Annotated in this window: 18 protein-coding genes; 6 read left to right on the top strand and 12 right to left on the bottom strand. The window is 72.3% G+C overall.

What is annotated here, in order from left to right:
- Positions 1-162, top strand: a 162-nt coding sequence (locus ACWCPF_RS02565) for an acetyl-CoA carboxylase biotin carboxyl carrier protein subunit (protein ID WP_451043122.1), incomplete at its 5' end; no start/stop codon positions are given.
- Between the two features lie 126 nt (positions 163-288).
- Here ACWCPF_RS02565 and ACWCPF_RS02560 read toward each other — a convergent pair.
- Together ACWCPF_RS02560 and ACWCPF_RS02555 are read right to left on the bottom strand one after the other, a co-directional pair.
- On the bottom strand, positions 289-1,257 hold the full coding sequence (locus tag ACWCPF_RS02560) for a DeoR/GlpR family DNA-binding transcription regulator (RefSeq protein WP_451043096.1): 969 nt from the start codon (positions 1,255-1,257) through the stop codon (positions 289-291).
- A gap of 201 nt (positions 1,258-1,458) precedes the next feature.
- Positions 1,459-2,907 carry an NAD(P)H-quinone dehydrogenase gene (locus ACWCPF_RS02555; RefSeq protein WP_451043095.1) on the bottom strand — a complete coding sequence of 483 codons (1,449 nt, stop codon included), beginning with the start codon at positions 2,905-2,907 and terminating at the stop codon, positions 1,459-1,461.
- 97 nt (positions 2,908-3,004) lie between these two features.
- Here ACWCPF_RS02555 and ACWCPF_RS02550 point away from each other — a divergent pair, with 97 nt between their 5' ends.
- From ACWCPF_RS02550 to ACWCPF_RS02535, 4 genes are all read left to right on the top strand, one after another.
- The gene (locus ACWCPF_RS02550) at positions 3,005-3,442 is read left to right on the top strand and encodes a gamma-glutamylcyclotransferase (protein ID WP_351908833.1); all 438 of its coding nucleotides are present in this window, start codon (positions 3,005-3,007) and stop codon (positions 3,440-3,442) included.
- A gap of 53 nt (positions 3,443-3,495) precedes the next feature.
- Positions 3,496-3,777 carry a type II toxin-antitoxin system RelE family toxin gene (locus tag ACWCPF_RS02545; RefSeq protein ID WP_451043094.1) on the top strand — a complete coding sequence of 94 codons (282 nt, stop codon included), beginning with the start codon at positions 3,496-3,498 and terminating at the stop codon, positions 3,775-3,777.
- Between the two features lie 97 nt (positions 3,778-3,874).
- A complete protein-coding gene (locus ACWCPF_RS02540; RefSeq protein WP_451043093.1) occupies positions 3,875-4,699 on the top strand; it encodes a purine-nucleoside phosphorylase in 825 nt (274 codons plus the stop codon).
- A gap of 162 nt (positions 4,700-4,861) precedes the next feature.
- Positions 4,862-6,493 (top strand): phospho-sugar mutase, encoded by a 1,632-nt coding sequence (locus ACWCPF_RS02535; RefSeq protein WP_451043092.1) that lies wholly within the window; start codon positions 4,862-4,864, stop codon positions 6,491-6,493.
- A 21-nt stretch (positions 6,494-6,514) separates the two neighbouring features.
- Here the strand turns inward: ACWCPF_RS02535 and ACWCPF_RS02530 are convergent, their stop codons facing one another.
- From ACWCPF_RS02530 to ACWCPF_RS02490, 9 genes are all read right to left on the bottom strand, one after another.
- Positions 6,515-7,396, bottom strand: coding sequence for a phosphate ABC transporter ATP-binding protein (locus tag ACWCPF_RS02530; RefSeq protein WP_451043091.1), 882 nt, complete (start codon positions 7,394-7,396; stop codon positions 6,515-6,517).
- 21 nt (positions 7,397-7,417) lie between these two features.
- Positions 7,418-8,365, bottom strand: a complete 948-nt coding sequence (locus ACWCPF_RS02525; protein ID WP_451043090.1) for a sortase — start codon at positions 8,363-8,365, stop codon at positions 7,418-7,420.
- A gap of 88 nt (positions 8,366-8,453) precedes the next feature.
- Positions 8,454-9,908 (bottom strand): Ig-like domain-containing protein, encoded by a 1,455-nt coding sequence (locus ACWCPF_RS02520; RefSeq protein ID WP_451043089.1) that lies wholly within the window; start codon positions 9,906-9,908, stop codon positions 8,454-8,456.
- Positions 9,909-10,013: 105 nt separating this feature from the next.
- Positions 10,014-11,030, bottom strand: a complete 1,017-nt coding sequence (locus ACWCPF_RS02515; RefSeq protein ID WP_451043088.1) for a hypothetical protein — start codon at positions 11,028-11,030, stop codon at positions 10,014-10,016.
- Positions 11,031-11,198: 168 nt separating this feature from the next.
- The gene (locus ACWCPF_RS02510) at positions 11,199-13,622 is read right to left on the bottom strand and encodes a hypothetical protein (RefSeq protein ID WP_451043087.1); all 2,424 of its coding nucleotides are present in this window, start codon (positions 13,620-13,622) and stop codon (positions 11,199-11,201) included.
- A complete protein-coding gene (gene pstS, locus ACWCPF_RS02505; protein ID WP_451043086.1) occupies positions 13,619-15,337 on the bottom strand; it encodes a phosphate ABC transporter substrate-binding protein PstS in 1,719 nt (572 codons plus the stop codon). The genes ACWCPF_RS02510 and pstS overlap by 4 nt, the downstream gene beginning before the upstream one ends.
- On the bottom strand, positions 15,334-16,611 hold the full coding sequence (gene pstA / locus ACWCPF_RS02500; RefSeq protein WP_451043085.1) for a phosphate ABC transporter permease PstA: 1,278 nt from the start codon (positions 16,609-16,611) through the stop codon (positions 15,334-15,336). The genes pstS and pstA overlap by 4 nt, the downstream gene beginning before the upstream one ends.
- 14 nt (positions 16,612-16,625) lie before the next feature.
- Positions 16,626-17,642, bottom strand: a complete 1,017-nt coding sequence (gene pstC, locus ACWCPF_RS02495) for a phosphate ABC transporter permease subunit PstC (RefSeq protein WP_451043084.1) — start codon at positions 17,640-17,642, stop codon at positions 16,626-16,628.
- Positions 17,643-17,853: 211 nt separating this feature from the next.
- Entirely contained in the window at positions 17,854-18,147 is a 294-nt protein-coding gene (locus ACWCPF_RS02490) for a hypothetical protein (protein ID WP_451043083.1), read from the bottom strand.
- A gap of 431 nt (positions 18,148-18,578) precedes the next feature.
- Between ACWCPF_RS02490 and ACWCPF_RS02485 the strand changes: the two genes are divergently transcribed.
- Positions 18,579-19,346, top strand: coding sequence for a DUF5707 domain-containing protein (locus ACWCPF_RS02485; protein WP_451043082.1), 768 nt, complete (start codon positions 18,579-18,581; stop codon positions 19,344-19,346).
- An 81-nt stretch (positions 19,347-19,427) separates the two neighbouring features.
- Here the strand turns inward: ACWCPF_RS02485 and ACWCPF_RS02480 are convergent, their stop codons facing one another.
- On the bottom strand, positions 19,428-21,128 hold the full coding sequence (locus ACWCPF_RS02480) for a hypothetical protein (protein WP_451043081.1): 1,701 nt from the start codon (positions 21,126-21,128) through the stop codon (positions 19,428-19,430).
- Positions 21,129-21,458 lie beyond the last annotated feature (330 nt).

The following is a 21,458-nucleotide window of genomic DNA, read 5'->3' as shown; positions in this document are numbered from 1 at the left end:
GAGGGCCAGGAAGTCAAGGAGGGCGACCTGATCGTCGTCCTCGAAGCGATGAAGATGGAGCAGCCGCTGAACGCGCACCGCTCCGGCACGGTCAAGGGCCTCGCGGCCGAGGTCGGCGCGTCCCTCACGTCGGGCGCAACCATCTGCGAGATCAAGGACTGAGTTTCACTCGTCGAGCGCCGGGCGAGTGTATTTCAGCCCGTCCGGCGTTTGAGGACGAGGCCCGTTCGGGGCCGAAGCGGGGGTCTGGGGGCGGCAGCCCCCAGGAGCCGTGGACCGCGCGCGCCGTCAACGACGGCGCAGGTCCGCGACCCGTGCCCGCTCCCCGCCGGGGGAAGCCTCCCCCAACGCCGAAGCCGCGCGCAGCGCCCCCGCGGAGCCGGGCAGCTGCCCCCGCCGCGGCGCGGGCAGCGGCACGTCCCGACGCTGCTGTTGCTGATGGCGCGCCGGGACCGCTTCACCCCCCTGGCTCCCCGCCGCCCCGGCCACGGCGATCTGCACCCCCTGGTCGGCCAGGGCCTGGAGCTCGGTGGCGGCACGGTCGTCGTGCGCGGGCGGCTCGTCGGTCACCAGGCGGGTGATGAGGTCCGTGGGCACGGTCTGGAACATGGTGTCGGTGCCGAGCTTGGTGTGGTCGGCGAGGACGACGACCTCGGCGGCCGCCTGCACCAGCGCCCGGTCCACGGACGCCGACAGCATGTTGGACGTGGACAGCCCGCGCTCGGCCGTGAGCCCGCTCCCGGAGAGGAAGGCCCGCGACACTCTGAGCCCCTGCAGGGACTGCTCGGCGCCGCTTCCGACGAGGGCGTAGTTGGAACCGCGCAGGGTGCCGCCGGTCATCACGACCTCGACCCGGTTTGCATGGGCCAATGCCTGGGCCACCAGAAGGGAATTGGTGACGACGGTCAGTCCGGGCACCCGGGCGAGCCGGCGGGCCAGCTCCTGTGTCGTGGTTCCCGCCCCGACCACAATGGCCTCGCCCTCTTCGACGAAGTTGGCGGCGAGGTCCGCGATGGCGGTTTTTTCGGCGGTCGCGAGATGGGATTTCTGCGGAAAGCCGGACTCTCGCGTGAACCCGCCCGGCAATACCGCACCGCCATGTCGGCGGTCGAGGAGTCCTTCTGCCTCCAGTGCGCGCACGTCCCGCCGCACGGTCACTTCGGAGGTCTGGACGACGCGGGCGAGTTCACGGAGCGACACGGCCCCGTTCGCTCGCACCATTTCGAGGATCAATTGACGACGTTCTGCAGCGAACACGAAACTGACAGTAACGCGGACGACCGTCTGCTTTCAGCTCTTTGCGCCGAATAGTAGAAGTTGTTCGCACAGGGGGACGGGAGGTGGTATAGAGACCACTTCCGGAGATGACGTGCCGTCAACCCGTCCGCGACCCGCCGTCAACGGCCCGCCAACTCCCCGCGCCCGGCGGGGAGTCGAAACCGTCCCGCGCCGGGGCCGTCAGGCCTCGCCCGCCGTCTTTCGCGTGTGCAGCTGTCGCGCGACCTCCGCGATCGACCCCGAAAGGGACGGGTACACGGTGAACGCGTTCGCGATCTGTTCGACCGTCAGATTGTTGTCGACGGCGATCGAGATGGGGTGGATCAGTTCCGACGCGCGCGGCGACACGACCACGCCGCCGACGACGATGCCCGTACCGGGCCGGCAGAAGATCTTGACGAAGCCGTCCCGGATGCCCTGCATCTTCGCGCGCGGGTTGCGCAGCAGCGGCAGCTTGACGACGCGCGCGTCGATCCTGCCGCCGTCGACGTCGGCCTGGCTGTAGCCGACGGTGGCGATCTCGGGGTCGGTGAAGACGTTGGAGGAGACGGTCTTGAGGTTGAGCGGGGCCACCGCGTCGCCGAGGAAGTGGTACATGGCGATCCGGCCCTGCATGGCGGCGACGGAGGCCAGGGCGAAGATCCCGGTCACGTCACCGGCCGCGTAGACGCCGGGGGCGGTGGTACGGGAGACCTTGTCGGTCCAGATGTGGCCGGACTCGCGGACCCTCACGCCCGCCTCCTCCAGCCCCATCCCCTCGCTGTTGGGGATGGCGCCGACCGCCATCAGACAGTGCGAGCCGGAGATGACCCGGCCGTCGGACAGCGTCACCTCGACCCGGTCGCCGACCCGCTTGGCGGACTCGGCGCGCGAGCGGGCCATGACGTTCATGCCGCGGCGGCGGAAGACGTCCTCCAGGACGGCGGCGGCGTCCGGGTCCTCGCCGGGCAGCACGCGGTCGCGGGACGACACGAGGGTGACCTTGGAGCCGAGGGCCTGGTAGGCGCCGGCGAACTCCGCGCCGGTCACACCGGAGCCGACCACGATGAGCTCCTCGGGGAGCTCGGCGAGGTCGTAGACCTGGGTCCAGTTCAGGATGCGCTCGCCGTCGGGCTGGGCGTCCGGCAGCTCGCGCGGGTGGGCGCCGGTGGCGAGCAGCACGGCGTCGGCGACGAGGGTCTCCTCGGTGCCGTCGGCGGCCGTGACGACGACCTTGCGGGAGCCGTCCAGGGCCTGCATGCCCTCCAGCCGGCCGCGGCCGCGCAGCACGCGGGCGCCGGCCCGGGTGACGGAGGCAGTGATGTCGTGCGACTGGGCGAGCGCGAGGCGTTTCACCCGTCGGTTGACCTTGCCGAGGTCGACCCCGACGACCCGGGCCGCATGCTCCAGCGCGGGGGTGTCGTCGGCGACGATGATGCCCAGTTCCTCGTACGAGGAGTCGAAGGTGGTCATCACCTCTGCCGTGGCGATCAGGGTCTTCGACGGCACGCAGTCGGTCAGCACCGACGCTCCGCCCAGACCGTCGCAGTCGACGACGGTCACCTCCGCGCCGAGCTGCGCGGCCACCAGCGCCGCTTCATAGCCGCCGGGTCCGCCACCGATGATCACGATCCGAGTCACGTACTCCATTCTCCCGCACGGCCGACGGTGACACCGCCCCGGGGGCATGGCGAGGCCGCACCGTTACGGGAGTGACGTGTGCGCGGGCTGCCGTACTCTCCTCTACATGTCGCTCTACGCCGCGTACGCCGGCAACCTCGACGCGCGGCTGATGACCCGCCGTGCCCCCCACTCGCCGCTGCGCGCCACCGGCTGGCTGAACGGGTGGCGGCTCACCTTCGGCGGGGAGCAGCTGGGCTGGGAGGGCGCGCTGGCGATGGTCGTGGAGGACCCCGCCGCGCAGGTCTTCGTCGCGCTGTACGACGTCGCCCCCATGGACGAGGACTCCCTGGACCGCTGGGAGGGCGTCGGCCTGGGCATCTACCGCCGCGCCCGGGTCCAGGTCCACACGCTGGACGGGACGGAGTCCGCGTGGATGTACGTCCTCGACGGCTACGAGGGCGGCCTGCCCTCGGCCCGCTACCTCGGCGAGATCGCCGACGCGGCGGAATCCGCGGGCGCGCCACACGACTACGTGATGGAGCTGCGGAAACGACCCTGCTGAGGACACCCGCCCATAGAATCGGTCCCGGATCAGCTCACCACCGGGAGGACAGGATGGCCGGCAGGACCGCCTACACGGTCTACTACACCGAGCAGGCTGCGGTGGCGCGCGACGGGCTCGACGCGCAGCAACGCGCCTCGTTCGACAAGGGCATCACGATGCTCACCGACGACCCCTTTCCCGAGCTGTCCCGGCCCATAAGCTCCACGGGCGACGACCGGACGATCCGGCTGACGCAGAACATCCTCATCGAGTACACGGTCAGCGTGGGGCGGCTGTTGATCTTCGTCGTCATGGTCTTCAACGACAAGGACATCTACGTCACCGGCGAGTGACAGCCGCAGCCCTCGTTGGAAACGACAAGACAACGATCGCTTTCCGGTGGGCTCTGTCATCTACGCGCGTAGGCCGGAACCGGCTACCCTCAGTCGCGTGAACGCATCTCTTCTCCCGGACGACATCCAGGGCGATCCCCACGCCGCCGCCGACGCCGCGGCCGCGCGCCTGCGCGAACTGACCGGCGCCGAGACCCACGACGTCGCCCTCGTGATGGGCTCCGGCTGGGCGCCGGCCGTGGACGCCCTCGGTGCTCCCGACGCCGAGTTCCAGGTCACCGAGCTGCCCGGTTTCCCGCCGCCCGCGGTCGAGGGGCACGGCGGCAAGGTCCGCTCGTACAAGATCGGCGAGAAGCGGGCGCTGGTCTTCCTGGGCCGCACCCACTACTACGAGGGCCGCGGCGTCGCCGCCGTCGCCCACGGCGTCCGTACGGCGGTGGCGGCGGGCTGCAAGACGATCGTGCTGACCAACGGCTGCGGCGGTCTGCGCGAGGGCATGCGCCCCGGCCAGCCGGTGCTGATCAGCGACCACATCAACCTCACGGCGACCTCCCCGATCCTCGGCGCGAACTTCGTCGACCTGACGGACCTGTACTCGCCGCGGCTGCGCGCGCTGTGCAAGGAGATCGACGACACGCTGGAGGAGGGCGTCTACGCCCAGTTCCCCGGCCCGCACTACGAAACTCCCGCCGAGATCCGGATGGCCCGGGTCATCGGGGCGGACCTGGTGGGCATGTCCACGGTGCTCGAGGCGATCGCGGCGCGGGAGGCGGGCGCCGAGGTGCTCGGCATCTCCCTCGTCACCAACCTCGCCGCCGGTATGACGGGTGAGCCGCTGAACCACGAAGAGGTTCTGCAGGCGGGCCGCGACTCGGCGACCCGGATGGGCGCGCTGCTGACGCAGGTGCTGAACCGGCTGTAGGCATCGGTTCCGCCGGTGTCCGGGGGCTGCCGCCCCCAGGCCCCCGCTTCGGCCCTGAACGGGCCTCGTCCTCAAACTCCCCCAGAGGGGGGACCCCCAGACGGGCTGGATGATGCCGACCGGCACCGCCAGAGCAGCCGCCCAAGAGAAGGTTGACCGACCGTGCACGACGATCTCATCGCCCGGGCCCAGACCTGGCTCGCCGAGGACCCGGACCCGGAGACCCGCGAGGAACTCGCCGAGCTGCTGGCCGCCAAAGACGTCGCCGAGCTCGCCGCCCGCTTCGGCGGCACGCTGCAGTTCGGCACCGCCGGGCTGCGCGGCGAGCTGGGCGCCGGGCCGATGCGGATGAACCGTTCCGTCGTCATCCGCGCGGCCGCCGGTCTCGCCGCGTACCTGAACGCCGGCGGGCAGCGCGGCGGGCTCGTCGTGATCGGCTACGACGCCCGGCACAAGTCCGCCGACTTCGCCCGCGACACCGCCGCCGTGATGACGGGCGCCGGGCTGCGGGCCGCCGTGCTGCCGCGCCCGCTGCCGACCCCCGTCCTGGCGTACGCCATAAGGCACCTCGGCGCGGTCGCCGGGGTCGAGGTCACCGCCAGCCACAACCCGCCGCGCGACAACGGCTACAAGGTCTACCTGGGCGACGGCTCGCAGATCGTGCCGCCCGCCGACGCCGAGATCGCGGCCGAGATCGACGCGATCGCCGCCCTGGCCGACGTGCCCCGCCCGGAGACCGGCTGGGAGATCCTCGACGACGCCGTCCTCGACGCCTATCTGGCCCGCACCGACGCCGTCCTCGCCCCAGGCTCGCCCCGCACCGCCCGGACCGTCTACACGGCGATGCACGGCGTCGGCAAGGACGTCCTGCTCGCCGCCTTCGCCCGCGCGGGCTTCCCGGCGCCGGTCCTGGTCGCCGAGCAGGCCGAGCCCGACCCGGACTTCCCGACCGTCTCCTTCCCCAACCCGGAGGAGCCGGGGGCCATGGACCTGGCCTTCGCGGCGGCCCGCGAGACCCGCCCCGACCTGATCATCGCCAACGACCCGGACGCCGACCGCTGCGCCGTGGCCGTCCCGGTCGGCGAGGACTGGCGGATGCTGCGCGGGGACGAGGTCGGCTCGCTGCTCGCCGCCCACCTCGTGCGGCGCGGGGCCACCGGCGTCCTCGCCGAGTCGATCGTCTCGTCCTCGCTGCTCGGCCGGATCGCCGAGAAGGCCGGGCTGCCCTACGCGGAGACCCTCACCGGCTTCAAGTGGATCGCCCGCGTGGACGGCCTGCGCTACGGCTACGAGGAGGCCCTCGGCTACTGCGTGGACCCCGAGGGCGTCCGCGACAAGGACGGGATCACCGCCGCGCTGCTCGTCACGGAGCTGGCCTCCGAGCTGAAGGAGGCGGGCCGCACCCTCCTCGACCTGCTCGACGACCTCGCCGTGGAGCACGGGCTGCACGCCACCGACCAGCTGTCGGTGCGGGTGGAGGACCTGTCGGTCATCGCCGACGCCATGCGACGACTGCGCGAGCAGCCGCCCGCCGCCCTCGCGGGGCTCGCCGTCACCCGCGCCGAGGACCTCACGCAGGGCACCGACACGCTCCCGCCCACCGACGGACTGCGCTACACCCTCGACGGCGCGCGGGTCGTCGTCCGGCCGAGCGGCACCGAGCCGAAGCTGAAGTGCTACCTGGAGGTCGTCGTGCCGGTGGCCGACCACGCGGGTCTGCCCGAGGCGCGCGCCACCGCCGAAGCCCGCCTCGCGGCGATCAAGCGGGATCTGTCGGCGGCCGCGGGCATCTGAGGTCCCCGCGCTCGCGGGGACCTATCCGAAGCGGCCGTTGACGTAGTCCGAGGTGCGGGGGTCCTGGGGGCTGTCGAACATGGCGTTCGTGGGGCCGTGTTCGACGATCGCGCCCGGGGTGCCCTGCTCGGCGAGGAAGAACGCGCACTGGTCGGAGACCCGGGCCGCCTGCTGCATGTTGTGGGTGACGATCACGATCGTCACCTCTTCGGAGAGCTCGTGGATCGTCTCCTCGATGCGCCGCGTCGAGGTCGGGTCGAGCGCCGAGCACGGTTCGTCCATGAGCAGGACGCGGGGGCGGACCGCCAGCGAGCGGGCGATGCACAGGCGCTGCTGCTGACCTCCCGAGAGCGCGCCGCCCGGCTGGCGGAGCCGGCCCTGGACCTCCTTCCACAGGCCCGCCTTCGTCAGGCACTCCTCCACCAGCGTGTCCTTGGCATCCCGGCCGGCCTTGATGCCGCCGAGCTTCAGACCGGCGGTGACGTTCTCGTAGATCGACATCGCGGGGAAGGGGTTCGGCTTCTGGAAGACCATGCCGATCTCACGGCGGGCGTGGGTGATGCGCCGCCCGCGGTCGTAGATGTCGTCGCCGTCGAGCAGCACCCGGCCCGCGAGGGAGGCGGAGCCGATCAGTTCGTGCATGCGGTTGAGGATCCGCAGGAAGGTGGACTTGCCGCAGCCGGACGGGCCGATCAGCGCGGTGACCTTGCGGGCGGGCATGGTGAGCGAGACCTGCTCCAGGACCTTGTGGTCGCCGAACCAGGCCGAGATGGAGTCGGCCTCCAGGGTGGCCGGGTTGCCGCCGCCGCTACGGGCGCGGTCCGGCTCGCCCGGCCGGACGCGCTCCAGCTCAAGCGTGGGGCCCGGGATTTCGTCGACGAGCGTGTCGGGGGTCTCGGACATGTCGGGTGAACTCCTCGTCGATCAGAGCAGGTTGGGCAGCAGTCGGGTGGCGGCGCCGGAGACGGCGAGGCCCAGGGCGGCCAGGACGGGCACGGCGACGATCCAGGTCTGCCAGCGGCCCCACACGCGGTAGGCGGCCATGGTGAGCAGGGCGGCGAGCAGCAGCGCCTGCGTCCAGAGGAACACCGGGAGCCAGGCGGCCTGCTCGCCGCCGAGCGCCTTCTCGGACGCGTCGAGCCAGCCGAGGGTGAGCGGGCGGGGCGGGGCGGGCTGCGCCGTGCTCGTCAGGGTCGCGTCGACGAGGACGGTGCCGGAGGGGGTGTAGGGGCCGCCGGCGGCGGTGATGAGCATCAGCCGTCCCTGGCCCTGCCGGAGGGCGGGCGGCAGCGGATCGCCCTGCCGGCGGACGCCGGAGACGGTGTAGACGGCGGTGCCCTGACCGGTCGTCACCCGGATCTCGGCGCCGACCGGCAACTGGTGGATGTCGTTGAACGGACTGCCGTAGCCCCACTGGCGGCCCATGACGACGCTGGTGCCGGCCTGTCCCGGCAGCGGGGTGTCGCGGCGGTGGCCGGGGCCGGACATCAGCACCCCGGAGGCGGTGCCCTCGGCGACGACCTCCTTCAGCCCCAGCGCCGGGATGCGCAGCAGGGCCACGGGCGCGCCCGGCGTCAGCATGCGGCCCTCGTAGTCGCGTTGTCCCACCGGGGCGATGCCGAGGGCGAGTTGGCGGCGCAGCTCGTCGTAGGCGATCTGCTGGTCGCGGGCGTGCTGGAGGTGGCCGACGATGGTCAGGTTGGCGGCGAAGCCGAGCAGCAGGGCGGCGAGCACGCACAGTGCGGCGCCGGCGAAGGCGAGGCCGGCGCGTTCGCCCCCCGCCGGCCGGACGGCGGTCGCCGGATCGGGTTCGGGCGAAGGCGCCGGCGCCGGCGTCGCCTCGGCCGGCGGGGGCGGGGACAGCACGGTCACGGACAGCGCTCCTGTGAGGTGGTGTGGGGTGGAGGGACGACGGGGGCGGGCGGCGGGCCGGGAGCCCGCCGCCCGTGCTCCCCCGCGGTCATGAGCGCGGGTCGCCGAAGCTCAGCAGCCCATTGCGGCGGCCGAAGCGGACGGCCAGGACGCCTGCCGTGAACAGCAGGAGCGCGCCGACGCCGGAGAACAGCGCGATCTCGCTGCCGGTGGAGGCGAGGCCGCCGCCGTTCGTCGAGGCGCCGCCGGAGCCGGAGTCACCGCCGGTGGTCCCGGAGGTCGTGCCGGAGGAGTCGCCGGTCGGGTCGTCGCCGGGGTCGCCGGTGGAATCGTCCGTCGGGTCGTCGCCGGGGTCGCCCGTCGGGTCGTCCGAGGCGGTCGGCGACGGGGAGCCGGACGGCTCGCCGAGGGTGAAGGCCGCGGTGCTGAACTCCGCGCCCGTGCCGCCGTTCACCTTGCAGTTCTTGCCGGTCGCGGTGAACGTCCACGACGCCCGGCCGGCCACCGCGTCGTCGGGAACGGTGAGCGACGACCAGGTGGCCACTCCGCTCGCGTCGGCCGTGGCGCTGGGGAAGACGGCGTCGTTGCCGCTCAGCTTCATGGTGTACGCGGTGCCGGCCGTGCAGCCGCGGACGATCAGCTTGACCTTCTGGCCGCGCTGCAGCGGGGGTTCGGCGGCCAGCCGCACGTCCGAGGCGTCGCGGATCTCGTAGTCCGCGGGGTAGACGAGCACGGTCGTGGCGGTGGCCTCCGAGGCGCCCCACTCGGCGGTGGACGCGGGGGTGAAGCGGGCCGTGACGTCGTGCCGCCCCTGGGTCAGGGTCGTGGTGCTGAACTCGGCCTTGCCGGCGGCGACCGTGCCGGTGCCCAGGACGGTGGCGCCCTCCAGGAAGGTGACGGTGCCGGTGGCCGCGGCCGGGGAGACGGTCGCGGTGAGCTTGACGGCCGCTCCGGGCTCGGCGTCGGCGGGCACGGCGGCCAGGCCGAGGCTGGTGGCGGTGGCGCCCTCGCCGACCACCCAGCTGTCACCGGTCACGGTGATCTTCTGGGACCAGTAGGGGTCGCCGGGGACGATCGAGTCGGGCGCCTCGGCCCAGTCGAAGTTGTCCACGCAGCGCAGCCGCAGTTCGTAGGTGCCGTCGCCGGTGATGACGGTCGCGAGGTCGGCGACCGCCAGGCCCGGGTTGTCCGCGGCGGCCAGCGAGATCCCCGAGGTGGCCGCGGTGTACGGGCCCTTGACGGTGATCCCGTTCAGCGCGGTGGCCTCCTTGCCGTCGGCCTTGACCACGTACAGCCGCAGGACGCTGTTCCAGTTGATGTCCTCGATGGCGGCGTCGGGGCACTTGCCGGGGATGGACAGGGAGCCGGCGATGGGCTGCGGGTCGGTCAGCCTGCCGCTGCCGGGGGTCAGGGCGAACTCGCCGACGGAGGCGGCCCGGGCGGGCTGGGACTGGGTCACGGCCAGGGTCACGAGGCCCACGGCGAGCAGGGCGCAGGCGGCCAGGACGGCGGCCGTTCTTCGGATGGGACGGAGCACTGTCATTTCGTGGCCCCCCGGGGTCGGTTGACGGGTGTGCAGGGACAGCGCGCGGAGCCGGGCACCTGACGGTGCCCGGCCGTTGCGCGGGATTCAGCGGACGAGCACGGGTCAGCGCTCGCCCGTGAGGCTGTCGTCGCCGCAGTTGGCGACGGTGCCGAAGCCGTAGTCGGTGATCGTGGCGGTGTTGGCGCAGACCTTGGAGGCGGAGGTCAGGAAGGTGTCCGCGATGACCGGGTCGGTCTTGCGGGTGGTCCGGACGACGTTGTAGACGTCCCGCAGGAAGCCGGCGTCGAAGTTGGTGTTCAGCGCGATCGCGGTGCCGGAGCCCGTGGTGGGGGCCAGGCCGTTGATGCTGCGCAGGCGCGACTCGCCGCGGCGGTTCGGGACGTCGGTGAAGCCCTTGCCCTGGGCGATCCACTGGGCGATCGAGTACGGCATCAGCTGGGTGCCGTTGGCGATCGCGGTGCCGTCGTGCTCCTGGATGCCCTGCGTGACGCAGGAGCCGACCTGGGTCTCGCTGATGCCGATGGCCGCGAGCCAGAAGGTCCGGGTGCCCGAGCCGGTCTGCGGCAGCAGCGGCTGGACGGTGACGGGGGTGCCCGCGGCGTTGGTGTAGGTGCAGGTGGTGTAGATGGACGCCAGCTGCGCCTTCGTCAGGTTGGTCGGCACCGTGCTGCCCAGGTCGGTGGCGTAGGTGACGCCGTCCTTGGCGTACGGGACGAAGGTGAGGTCGGCGGTGGTGGTGTCGACCGGGCCGCGCGAGGAGCGGGCGAAGTCGAGGCAGCCGGTGCCGGCGGTGATGTCGTTGTTCAGCGCCGTGATGCCGGCCGAGGAGCCGTTCGGGCGGTTGATCGTGCAGTTCGGCGTGACCGCCGGGTCCTTGGTGGTGACCGTGGTGTTGACGGGCGTGGCGTCGTAGGACGCGATGACCTTGCCGTTGGCGTTCGTGATGACGTCGCCCAGGCCGTTCATGACGTACTGAGTGGTGTCCGAACCCACACCGGCGAGCTGACGGTACTCAGTGGTCGAGCCCGGGTCGGCCGAAGCCGGAGCGGCCAGGATGCCGAGACCGAGAGCGGCGACACCGAAAGCGGCGCCGACCTGAGCGCGAGACTTGACGTTCATTTCTGAACCCCTCGTTCTGGATTGCGGAGAATGGCGATGTCCAACAGAATCCGGATTTTCTTGCCGCCGACCCGTCGATCGGCCACTGCGTACATTTCCAGGATTTCCCGGCGATGGCCACGAACTGGCCATGAGGGAAAGGTGAATCGGAGATTTCCTAGGCGCTCCCTAGGGGGACCGCCGTGCGGCGAGCCGCAGCATTATCGGTCCGGACAGTCCGGCTGTTCCGCCGATGAAAAGAACGACCAGGAGAACCCAGCGGACAATTCCCAGGACGTCTTCGGGCGTGACTCCGCCGGCGACTTCGGCGACATTTTGCTGCGGCCCCGTGGAGGGCGCGGCGGGGCCGCCCGCGGCGCCGGCCGCGGGGGTGGCGGAGGCGGCGCCGGTGGACGCGCCGCCGGTGTCCGCGCCGGACGAGGCGCCCCCGCTGTCGGTCCCGGAGTCCGTGCCGCCGGCGCCGCCCGAGTCCGAGCCGTCGGAGCCGGGGTCGATCGCGGCCTCGCCGCGTTCCAGGGCGTCGGCGGCGGTCCGCGCCTGGGTGCGCTCCTGCGTGGGCAGGGGCGCGTAGCCCGGGGGCAGTTCGCCCGCGGACAGGCCGGGCGTCTGGCCGGCGCCGGCCGCGTACCGGATGAACCGCGCGTAGGCCTGGCGGGCCTTCGCGTCCTGGTTGACCGAGGCCGCGGCGTAGGCGACGGCGGTCAGCGGGTACGCCTGCCCCGTGGCCAGCGCCGGATCGGGCTTGAGGACGGTCGCGTCCACGGCGGACGGCCGCATCCGGCCGACGGCGGCCGTGAGCGTGTCGGTCGTGGGCAGCACATAGGCGCCGCTCGCGTTGCGCAGGGCCGCCGTCTTGAGTCCGTAGCGCTCCGCCGACGCGGTGTCGACGATCGCCATCACGGCGTGCCGGCCCGACATGGGCACCTCGCCTGCGAGCTTGGGCGGGGCGTTGTTCCCCGGCTCCCACTTGACGACGTTGTTGTTGTTCCCGCGGCGGGTGCGCAGCGCGCCGTCGTGCAGGTCGGCCGTGTAGGGGTCGAGGTCCGTCACCGCGTAGGTGAGGGCGGGCTCCCCGTTGGCGAGGGCCGGCGACCGCGTCGGGTCCACCTTGGGGAAGTCGGACAGCGACGTGGCCGCGGCCAGGTCCATGTCCTCGTAGTAGCGGTTCACCTTCATTCCCCAGGAGTCCGCCTTGCCGGAGAGGAAGTCCCGGGCGTCCTGGTCCGACTGGAGCCAGTTCCAGACGAGCCGTGTGGTGTCGGAACTCGTCAGGGGAACCATGAGGCTCGTCGGCTGTCCGCTCAGCGCCGGGAATTCCGGGTTCAGCGCCTTGAATTCCGGGTCCTGGTTGAAGAACAAGGGATTTCCGGCCAGATGCTCCGGCGGGTCGGCCAGGGTCACGTCCTTGACATAGGAATGCGTGAGCAGCTTGGCGACGAGGCGCGGGGTGAGTTTCATTTCCTGCACGACGCCGGAGGCGCTTTCCATGAAGAAGGCGACCGTCAGCCCGGACACCGCCACCGGTGCGTGCACGACCTTCGGCGCGCCTTCCGCCGGGGCCACCGGATCGACGGTGAAGCCCAGCACGGGCGTCTCGGCGGTGGTGGCCCGCACCTGGCCCCGGGCGGGCTCCTCGCCGCCCTGGGTGAAGGCGAAGGTGCTGCCGGTGGAGGTGCAGAGCTTCGGCTGCCAGGAGGTGACGGCGTCCGTGGCCAGCTCCGAGCCCGCCGTGGGCCGCTCCGGCTGGCCCGCCGGGCAGAACTCGTCGACCGGCAGGAAGTCCAGCTTGACCACCAGCCGCTGGGCCCAGTTCGTGGTGGACAGGGGCGAGCCGTCGATCGTGCCGTCCTGGCCCGGCCGGGTGACGTCGGTGCCGTCGGCGTTGTGCTTGCCGCGCGGCACGACGACCAGCCAGCACGGGCGGGGCACGGGGGTGGCCCCGGCGGGCGCCGTGTTCAGTCCGCACCCCAGGTGGGGCGCCTGGATGCCGTCCTGGACCTCGAAGGTCGTCTCGCCCTCGCCGCCCGCGAAGGTTCGGTTCGCGGGCTGCTCGTTGGTGTCCAGCGGACCGAAGTAGGTCTTGTCGTTGGCGGTGGTGGTGGGCGGGAAGTCGCCGGCGGGGCGGAACGGGACGAACGCGCCGGGGCCGGTGTACTGCGTCTCGTCGGGGTCGGCGCCCACGGGGATCGAGCGGCCGTCCACGCCGGTGCCCGGCAGCGGGATCCCGGAGCCGCCGTAGACGCAACTCTCGCGGGTGGGCCCGGCGGGGTCGTCGCCCCAGCACTGCATGATCTGGAGGTAGTCGGTCCACAGCGCCGTGTCCGTGGTGGTGGGCGTGCCGCCCTCCCAGGTGACCCGTACGCCCTGGGTGCGCAGGTCCTTCGTCTGGTGGACCGTCACCTTCAGTCCGGAGAAGTCGTCGTACTTGCCCTGCTTGCCGGTCACCGTCACCGCGGAGCCGTCGGCGGCCGCGGCGGGGGTGGCGGCGGGCGAGAGCGGCAGCACGGCCAGGACGAGGCCGGCCACCAGGGCGCCCACGGCGGCCACGATGCGCGGCCGGGACCCGGTCGCGGGCCGGATCGGGGCGGTCATGCCGAACCTCCGTTGCGGCGCGCGCGGCGGGAGATCAGCCGGCCGATCAGCGGCGGTCCCACGACCACGCCGAGCAGCAGGACGGCCGACAGCGCCATCAGCGCGGTGCGCAGCCCCAGGGGGTCGCCGGAGGCGAGGGAGACCGGGCTCGCGGCGACCGAGGTGTCCCCGGTGCCGCCGTCCGCGCCGAGCACCTCACCGGTGTCGGGGTCGACTACCGAGCCGCCGGTCGCGCCGCCCGCCCCGGCGGTGCTGCCGCCGGTCGCCGTGGAGCCGCCGGTGGCGCCGCCCGAACCGGTCGTCCCCGAACCGCCGGTCGCGGTCGAGCCGCCGGTCGTGCCGCCGGTGGAGCCGGAGCCGCCCGAGCCGCTCGCGCCGCCGCTGCCGGAGGACGTGGTGGGCGTCCGGGCGCCGCCGGTGCCGGCCGCACACTGGTCGGCGCCCTTCTTGTCGCAGGCCTGCGGGTACTTGGCGTTCTTGGCCAGCAGGTTCGTCCCGTCGCTGGAGAACGTCGGGTTGTTGCACTTGCTGATGTCGATGTTCTCCACCTGGGCGCCGGGGATCTTGCGCACCTGTTCCATGGCGGCCCGGACCAGGTTGATCGGCAGCGGCGAGTAGCCGAGCCGGTCGGCCTGCTGCTGGCCCTCGCACAGGAAGTAGCTGCTGAACGCGCTGAGCGTGGCGCCCTTGGCCTTGGTGAAGTCCATCTCCTCCCGGATCGGGATGATCATGTAGCTGTAGCTGGACAGCGGGTAGGTGCGCCGGTCGCCGTAGGTGTAGACGGTGTCCAGGTTCTGGGTCAGGTAGTTCGCCGAGCGCGGATCGTTGTTGATCTTGGCTTTGGTCAGCGCGACGGCCACGGCGGAGGCGGTCGGCTCGACGTAGTAGCCGGACTTGTTGAGGACCTTGGCCACCGGGAAGCCCGCGTTCGTGGCGTACGAGTACTCGACGTAGGTGATGGCGCCCTCGGCCTGCGGCTGCTTGGTGTAGCCCGCGACGCCGAGCGAGCCGGACTGGGCGACGAAACCGGAGCCCGGGATGTTCGGGAAGTACGAGGTCAGACCGCAGGGCGTGGACTTGCCCGCCCGACGGCAGTAGTCGTTCCAGAGCGCGGAGTGCTGCTTGGACATCCACAGCGTGAACTGCGCGGTGGTGCCCGAGCCGTCGGAGCGCACGACCGGGACGATCCGGCGGGCCGGCAGGGCCAGCTTGGGGTTGTCCGCCTTGATCTCCGCCGCGTTCCACATCTTCAGCTTGCCCGTGAAGATCTTGGTGAGGACGTCCCCGGACAGCCGCAGATTGGTGACCCGCTGCCCGCCGATCTTCAGGTTGTACATGAACGACGTACCGCCGGCCACGATCGGCATATAGGCGTACTTGCGCTGCGGCGGGGTGTCCGTCGCACCGAACTCGGTGAGCCCGTAGGGGATCTCGGACACGCCGAAGTCGGAGGAGCCGTTGGCGAACTGGGTGCGGCCGACCGTGGAGCCCACCGACTGGTAGTTCACGGTCATGCCCTGCTGGCGGACGTTGCGGCGCCACTGCTCGATGGCGTTGGCGCTCCACGTCGAGCCGGAGCCGCTGATCTTCACATGGCTCGCGGCCTCGGCCCCCGGCGGATGCAGGGCCGGCAGCGCGCAGACCAGGGCGACGACCAGCGCCCACGCCTGGTACACACGCAGGGCGCGCGGACGACGGACGGGTGCGGGTATCACGTGGTGCTCCTCGTCGATGCGGAACCGGTCGAAAGGGAGGAGAACGACGCCGGACTCGGCGCGGCGCCGGCGCCGGCGCGCGCGACGAAGCGCTGCGCGTCCCGGCGGGACCCCTTGACCCGCCGGTGCTCCTGACGGCGGGTCAGCTTGCCCGGCCCGCGACCGCCGATGACCCGGGCGATCACGAACAGGACGAGCACCAGCATCAGCAGGACCGCCGCGGTGCCGAAGCCGCGGGCGATGTAGGTGGGCTCGGGGGACTTGACGAGCTCGAAGGCGGCCAGCGGCAGCGACACCATCGGGTCCTTGAGCGGATCGGTGTTGAGCTCCGCGGTGAAGCCGGCGGTCAGCAGGACGGGCGAGGTCTCGCCCACCCCGCGCGCGGTGCCCAGGATGACGGCCGTGGTGAGCCCGGACCGTGAGGTGGGCAGCACGACGTGCCAGACCGTGCGCCAGCGCGAGGTGCCGAGCGCGTAGGACGCCTCCCGCAGCGTGCCCGGGACCAGCCGGATCACCACGTCCGAGGCGCGGATCACGATCGGCAGCATCATCACGGAGATCGCGAGCGCGGCGGCGAGCCCGGACCGGTCGAAGCCGAGCCCCAGGATGATCGTCGCGTAGATGAACAGCCCGGCCACGATGGACGGCAGCGCGGTCATCGCCTCGACGATGGTGCGCACGAACCGGCTGAACGGGCCCGGCACCTCGTTCAGGAAGACCGCGCAGACCAGCCCGGTGGGGATGCAGATCACCAGGGCGATGGAGATCTGCCACAGCGTCCCGACGATCGCGTGCAGGATGCCGCCGACGCTCAGCGGCTCCACCGGCCCCGCGTCGGCCATCGACTGCGTGTAGAAGTTCAGGTGCGGCAGCGCCTCGCGGCCCTCGTAGAGCGTGTAGACGACCACGAAGCCCAGCGCGGCGAGCATCACCAGGCCGAGGCTCTGGACGACCACGGCGGCCACCCGGTCGCGGACGGCGGGCCCGTCCTCGTCGAAGGAGACGAGCAGCGCGTAGAGGCCGACGAAGACCGCGTAGGCGACGACGAGGAAGCCCAGGGTGCCGTTGAAGGGCAGCATCCGGTCGAACAGCAGCCAGGTGACGGCGAGGGCCGCGGCGCCCGCGCCCAGCAGCGCGTAGACGTCGGTGGCGTGCAGCGTGGCCAGGTTGCGGCGCGACTCTTCGCGCGTCGACCGGCCGGCGGCGCGGCGGGCGGGCAGCTCGGTGGCCGCGGCCCGGTCGCCGGGCGGGCTCTGCGGAGCGGTGACGGTCATCGGGCTCGTACTCCTCAGGAGTCGCTCGTCGCGCCGGAACGGCTGCGGGCGACGATCGACGAAGCGGCGAAGTTGACGACGAGGGTCATCAGGAAGAGCGCGAGGCCGGCGGCCATCAGCGCCGACATGCCGAGGTCGGTCGCCTCGCCGTAGCGCAGGGCGATCAGCGAGGAGACCGAGCTGGTGCCGTTCTGCAGGATGTGCGGCTGGATCGCGAAGACCGGCGAGATGATCAGGTAGACGGCGATGGTCTCGCCGAGCGCCCGGCCCAGGCCGAGCATGGTGCCGCCGATCATGCCGCCCTTGCCGAAGGGCAGGACGACGCTGCGGATCATGCCCCAGCGGTGCGCGCCGAGCGCGTACGCCCCCTCCCGCTCGCCGACCGGGGCCTGCGAGAACACCTCCCGCACCACCGAGCAGATGATCGGCGCGACCATCAGGGAGACGACGATGCCGGCGATGAAGGTGGAGGAGGTGAAGACCGTCGCGGTGGCCAGCGGGTCCGTCGGGTCGGCCCCGTCGACGCTGAACAGCGGGATCCACCCGAAGTAGGCAGAGATCCAGCGGGACAGGGTGACCACGTGCCCCTGGAAGAAGAACAGCCCCCACAGGCCGTAGACCACGGACGGCACGGCGGCCATCAGGTCGACGACGCTGATCAGGGTCTGGCGGATCCGCGGCGGCGCGTACTCGGAGATGTACAGCGCGGTGCCGATGGCCAGCGGCACCGCGCACACGATCGCGACCAGGGCGATCAGGACGGTGCCGACGATCACCGCGGCGATGCCGAAGTTCCCGCCCTCGGGCTCCCACGCCTCGGTGGTGACGAAGCCCCACTTCGCGACCGACAGCGCCTGCCAGGCCCGATACGTCAGAAAGCCGCCGACGAGCAGCATGATCGCGAGCACCAGCGTGCCGCCACCGCGCAGGACGCCCCGGAACACCCGGTCCGGCATGCCCTGGTCGGGGTACAGCCGTCTGGGAGGGTCGTCCGCGGGGGCCACGGACCGCTCGATGATTCGCGTCGTCACACATGACGACATTTCTGAGGTGGGATGGACGCGTGTAGACCTGAACGTGAACGAGACGCCCCCGCGGGGCAACTTCCGATGTTGACGTGAACGCGGCGACAGCAGAGGGCAAGGGTCCGAACCCTTACGGGCGGCGGTCCCTTGCCCCTGGCCGACGGCCGGCCCATGGCCGATCCGTCAGCTGATCGTGCGGCTCACTCGTCCGGGCGGCTCACTCGCCGTCCCCCCACGGAATCACCCGGCCCGCCCCGAGTTCGGCCAGCAGCGCCCGGAACCGCTCGTACGCGGACTGGCAGGTCGAGTGCCGCTCGTAGGCGCGCGAGGACACCGCCACGACCCCGCCGACGGGGTCACGTAACCGCCAGACCCAGCCGCTGCCCTCCGCCGTGTGATGCACCGCGCCGGTCATCTTGGCGACGTCGGCGCAGGTCCGTTCGAAGGCGGATCGGCACTCGCCGTAGTCCCGGTACGTGCGCGCGGCCACGGCGATCACCCGCCCGTTCACGGCGGTCAGTCTCCACGAGTAAGTGCCATCTGCACCTATGTCTATTTGACAGCGCGTGCCGGGTGCGGCCGCGCCCCCCATTCTTGCCGACATCCATCCCCACTCCTGTATCCCCAATCAGGAAGCCGCACAAGTCGGCGTTGGTTCACCGGTCGCACGGCACCCGCAGGCTAGTGAGCGGACAGACACAGGGGATGAACAGCTTCACCAGTTTTCACTCGAAAGTTGCCCCTAGTTCATGCACCGATCGACAGAAAACGACAGGAGTGGGCGTATTCGCCGCGCCGGGCCCACGGCACGCGTAGGTGGCGGCCAGGTCCACCGAAATTTGCACCGAATTTCCCCTTCGGTTTTCCACGGAATCGGCCCGCCCGATATTTCTTTTCACGACAAACGCCCACGTCATTCATATTTCACATTGGGGAATTCGCATGCGTAAGTACTCCGCAGTCGCCGCCGCGTGCGGCGTCGTGGCCCTGACCGCCCTCGCCGTTCCCGCCGCGCACGCCGACGAGCAGTTCGGCGACACCGACATCACCGGCGTGACCGTGGGCGACGGCCGTCCCGTCGTCGTCGGCACGAGCGCGAGAACCGTCACCGTCGCGGTCACCGCGACCGACCCGACCGGCCTCGCCCAGATCAACGCCACCCTCTACCACGGCTCGTTCGCCGCCCCGGACGCCACCGTGGCCCCGGCCGCGGCCTGCGGCCCGACCACCGGCACCACCAGCACCTGCACCCTGACCTTCACCCTCACCCCCGGCACCGCCCCGGCCGGCGACGCACAGGCCGGCGTCTGGAACGTCAGCGCCTACGCGATCGGCGCCGACGGCGACGCCGAGTTCCTCGACGCCGCGGCCGGCTTCAGCGTGCTGCGCGCGTCGCAGGCGACCGTCGCCGCCACCCCCGCGCGGGTGAAGTGGGGCCGCACCGTCACCGTCACGGGCGGTGTGACCCACGCCGGCTGGGCGACCGGCGCGTCCGCGCCCGCCGAGGCCGGACAGCCCGTCCAGCTCCAGTTCCGCCCGAAGGGCAGCAGCTCCTTCTGCACCGTGAAGACCGTCTCGACGGCCGTCGGCGGCGCCCTCTCCACCACCGTCCGCGCGTACACCGACGGCACCTACCGGTGGTCCTACGCCGGCACGGCGAGCACCGCGCCCGCGCTCTCCCCGGGCGCCTTCGTCGACGTCGTGGGCTGACCTCCGGACCCGGTGCGGGCGCCGGTCTCCCACCCGGGAAGCCCGGCGCCCGCACCGCCGCGCCCTCTGCCCCGCGAGCCGTCACGCCAGGAGGAGCACCGCCGCCGCGCCCACGGCCCCGATGACGACCCCGAGGGGCCACAGCCCCCGCCCGCGCTGCCGTTCGTCCCCGACACCGACCGGCCGCAGCGCCGGGTCCTGCCACATCGCGGTGATCTCGGCGGCGATCCGCTCGTACGGGTGCGGTCTGCCGAGCCTGCGCTCCAGCCACCGCAAGCGCGGCGAGGCCACCGTCCACGCCTCGAACGACGCCCGCCTGCTGTCGATCCGCAGCTGCAGCCCCTCGCACCGGACGACCCTGATGTGGTCCCAGGCGATGTGCCGGGTCTCGCGGAAGCCGTTGAACCACAGGCCCTCGCGGTCGGCGGTGATCCGCCAGGCGAGCCGGCGCGGCAGCAGGAGGGCGGCGAGCAGGGTCAGCCCGAGGCCGTAGACAAGCCCCCACCACCCGGGCTCCCAGAGGATCGCGACGTACAGCAGCCCCGCCACGACGGCGACCCGGTCGGCCCACCCCGCACGCCACCGCCGGACCTCCACCGGCGCCTTCCGGCCGGCCTCCTCGACGGCCGTGGCGGCGGCGCTGCGCAGCGCCTCGTCCTGAGCCTGGTGAGCGGCCCTCCGCTTCCCCTCCCGGACCGTCCGCCGGATCCCGCCCGCCGTCATCGGCCGCACGGGCCCCACGGACGCCTCCACCACGGGCGGCTCACCGGCCTCGTCCGAGGCGGCGACGAACAGGATCTCGGCGCCGTCGTAGGGGACGCCGTACATCACGCCCTCCCGCAACGGCCCGGCGCGCCCGGCGTCGAGCCGCTCCATCAGCTCCCGAAGCTCGTCGTCGGCGTCGTCATCGCCGTCACTGCCGTCACCGGCTGTGTCCTCGCCCTCGTCGTCATCGTCGTCATCGTCGTCGTCCGTCGAGTCGTCGAGCTCGGAGGTGGCGACCGTGAACAGGGGGCGCAGCGCGGCGATGTCGTCGGCGGCGAAGACCTCGGTGTCGACGTCACTGTTCTCGCGCAGGAGCACGCGCAGCACCGGCACGGGCGCCCCGCGCAGGGCGAGCGCCCGGCGGCGGCCCAGGACCCCGGAGGCCAGCACGGTGAGGCCGAGCCCGGCAAGACCCCAGGCGGCCCCCGGGGTCGCCTGCCGGTCGTCGACACCGCCCCAGAGATCGGCGGTCGCGTAGAGCACCCCGCCGGCGACGACCATGACGAGCCCGGACCACAGCAGGAACGTGCCGCGCTCCGACCGTCCGAACATGGCCCCGGACACCACGGCGGTCGCACCGCCGGCCGCCGCGAGGCCCTCCGCCCGCTGCCGCCTGCGCGCAGCGAGCCGCAGCCAGACGGTCGCCCAGATGCCCACCAGCACGGCCGCGAACCCCAGCCGCAGACCCCAGTGCAGGTCTCCGAGCGCCAGCACCACGACGAGGGCGACGGGCGCGAGGACCGCGGCCGCCTCGGGCCGCAGCACCAGCCACACGAGGTGCAGGGCGACCAGGGCCGCGCCCCACGCGGGCAGCGCGCCGTTCGCGCTCAGCAGCCCGGCACCGGGCACGGCCAGCAGCGACAGCGCCGCGGACACCGAGAACCGCGCCCGCACGGGCATCCAGCCCGGGGGCAGCGCCCGCGTCCACCGCGCGGCCTGCTCACCGTCCCAGGACGGGCAGCCGTCCGGTATCGCCGAACCGGGCAGCCGCAGCACCCCACCGGAATTCGTACTCATCGCTCCCCCAACGCACAGGCCCCGGCAGAAAGGCCGACACGGCGACCGGGGCGAGCGCCGATGATGACCGATAAACCTGTGATCGGGGAAGGGCCCCCCGCTGAGCGCTCCGCTGGAAGGGCCGCGATGTGCCGTCGTTTCGCTGCGGCGCCGTCGTGGCCGGTCGCGCAGTTCCCCGCGCCCCTAAAGGGGCGATGCCGAACCGCCCGCTTTGCCGGACCCGCTCAGTCCCCGCGCTAAGCGCTCCGCTGGAAGGGCCGCGATGTGCCGTCGTTTCGCTGCGGCGCCGTCGTGGCCGGTCGCGCAGTTCCCCGCGCCCCTAAAGGGGCG

The organism is Streptomyces sp. NPDC001858 (assembly GCF_053594615.1).
The sequence above is the reverse complement of the archived record's forward strand: the minus strand, read 5'-3'. Positions and strand labels throughout refer to the sequence as shown.

What these genes read in the sequence shown, in the direction of transcription:
- ACWCPF_RS02520 (WP_451043089.1), bottom strand. Translation starts at nt 9,908, where the DNA reads ATGACAGTGCTCCGTCCCATCCGAAGAACGGCCGCCGTCCTGGCCGCC.
- ACWCPF_RS02545 (WP_451043094.1), top strand. Translation starts at nt 3,496, where the DNA reads ATGGCCGGCAGGACCGCCTACACGGTCTACTACACCGAGCAGGCTGCG.
- ACWCPF_RS02480 (WP_451043081.1), bottom strand. Translation starts at nt 21,128, where the DNA reads ATGAGTACGAATTCCGGTGGGGTGCTGCGGCTGCCCGGTTCGGCGATA.
- ACWCPF_RS02530 (WP_451043091.1), bottom strand. Translation starts at nt 7,396, where the DNA reads ATGTCCGAGACCCCCGACACGCTCGTCGACGAAATCCCGGGCCCCACG.
- pstA (WP_451043085.1), bottom strand. Translation starts at nt 16,611, where the DNA reads ATGACCGTCACCGCTCCGCAGAGCCCGCCCGGCGACCGGGCCGCGGCC.
- ACWCPF_RS02485 (WP_451043082.1), top strand. Translation starts at nt 18,579, where the DNA reads ATGCGTAAGTACTCCGCAGTCGCCGCCGCGTGCGGCGTCGTGGCCCTG.
- ACWCPF_RS02555 (WP_451043095.1), bottom strand. Translation starts at nt 2,907, where the DNA reads ATGGAGTACGTGACTCGGATCGTGATCATCGGTGGCGGACCCGGCGGC.
- ACWCPF_RS02515 (WP_451043088.1), bottom strand. Translation starts at nt 11,030, where the DNA reads ATGAACGTCAAGTCTCGCGCTCAGGTCGGCGCCGCTTTCGGTGTCGCC.
- ACWCPF_RS02550 (WP_351908833.1), top strand. Translation starts at nt 3,005, where the DNA reads ATGTCGCTCTACGCCGCGTACGCCGGCAACCTCGACGCGCGGCTGATG.
- ACWCPF_RS02510 (WP_451043087.1), bottom strand. Translation starts at nt 13,622, where the DNA reads ATGACCGCCCCGATCCGGCCCGCGACCGGGTCCCGGCCGCGCATCGTG.